We start from the raw sequence: 1,521 nt of genomic DNA, 5'->3' as shown, positions 1-1,521 counted from the left end.
TTGCTCAATTTTACGCAACACCGCGAAACAATAATATACGCGCGATAAATACAAAACTGAATTACGTTTTAAGATACGTGATTGATGCAACAAACGAGAATCAAAAAATAAACCTTAGGCAAATAACCCAATACACCTAACGCCGCATTAAGCGGAAATTATAGTTGGCTAAAATGTTTGAGGAACGAAAAACAGCCAACTGTAAATTTTCCGTTTAAATGCCTTGTTAGGTATACCTACGATACAGATAATTGTTGTGACTTCACAACAGTCCACTGGCCATTTATGAATTGTAATGTATATAGTTTAATCTCAGAACTCCTTAACCCCTCGTAATATCCTGCCTTTACTAACACAGAGTTTTCACCTGACCACTTTATAGAATGAATATTAAGAATAACTCCTGTATTTCCCGTATCTGCATCATAAACAGTGATAGCTTTTTCTCTAGGTGGGCCAATGTTTGCCATTGATGATGGTTTGATTACAGTACGTGCTTCATTAAATTTATCAAGAAGTGATTTAGGAGGATCTGCTTGGTAAAGCTTTAAGAAATAAACAGGAGCACTAGTCCCTTGATAGGATCCATTATGCTCTATTAAGTAACTAAACATTGTTTGTGAAACAACTAAATCACGTTCCATGTGTTGTGCATGGGCGCTAGGTAATAAAATATAAGTACATAGGATAAATAACGTAATTTTCAACTTTGCTAGCACGATGTTCTCCATGATTATGCTGGTATACATAACGCCTCATTAAGAGGCAAAAAATTGTTTGCTAAAATGTTGAGGCACGAAACAGCAAACTGTTTTTTGTCCTGCTTTAATGCCTTGTTAGGTGTTTGAACTGATTAGAATTTATGCCACCTAAACTTACCAAACCACAATAAAGTAATTGGCAAAGTCTTGCACGAAATTTTGCAGTAAAAACTGAGAAATTAACGCACCAGAAAGTTAAATAAACTGCTTTGCTCAATTTTATGTAACACCGCGAAACAAAAATATACGTGCGATAAATACTAAAGTGATTTACGTTGTAGGATGCGCGATTGAAGCACAAAACGTGAATCAAACAATAAAACCAAACCCTTTAACCAAATACACCTAACGCCTCATTAAGAGGCAAAAAATTGTTTGCTAAAATGTTGAGGTACGAAACAGCAAACTGTTTTTTGTCCTGCTTTAATGCCTTGTTAGGTGTTTGAACTGATTAGAATTTATGCCACCTAAACTTACCAAACCACAATAAAGTAATTGGCAAAGTCTTGCACGAAATTTTGCAGTAAAAACTGAGAAATTAACGCACCAAAAAGTTAAATAAACTGCTTTGCTCGATTTTATGTAACACCGCGAAACAATAATATACGCGCGATAAATACAAAACTGAATTACGTTTTAAGATACGTGATTGATGCGCAAAACGTGAATCAAAAAATAAACCATAAGCAAATAACCCAATACACCTAACGCCTCATTAAGAGGCAAAAAATTGTTTGCTAAAATGTTGAGGCACGAAACA

General features: G+C 34.9%; 1 protein-coding gene. It reads right to left on the bottom strand.

What is annotated here, in order from left to right; translation table 11 throughout:
- Positions 1–236: 236 nt before the first annotated feature.
- Complete coding sequence (locus CWS31_RS17245) at positions 237–749, bottom strand: hypothetical protein (protein WP_148747792.1); 513 nt, start codon at positions 747–749, stop codon at positions 237–239.
- Between the last annotated feature and the right edge of the window lie 772 nt (positions 750–1,521).

The sequence above is a fragment of the Colwellia echini genome (assembly GCF_002843355.2).
In the GTDB taxonomy this organism is placed as follows: Bacteria; Pseudomonadota; Gammaproteobacteria; order Enterobacterales; family Alteromonadaceae; genus Colwellia; species Colwellia echini.
The sequence above is the reverse complement of the archived record's forward strand: the minus strand, read 5'-3'. Positions and strand labels throughout refer to the sequence as shown.

Coding starts and splice junctions, on each gene's coding strand:
- CWS31_RS17245 (WP_148747792.1), bottom strand. CDS start 749: ATGTATACCAGCATAATCATGGAGAACATCGTGCTAGCAAAGTTGAAA.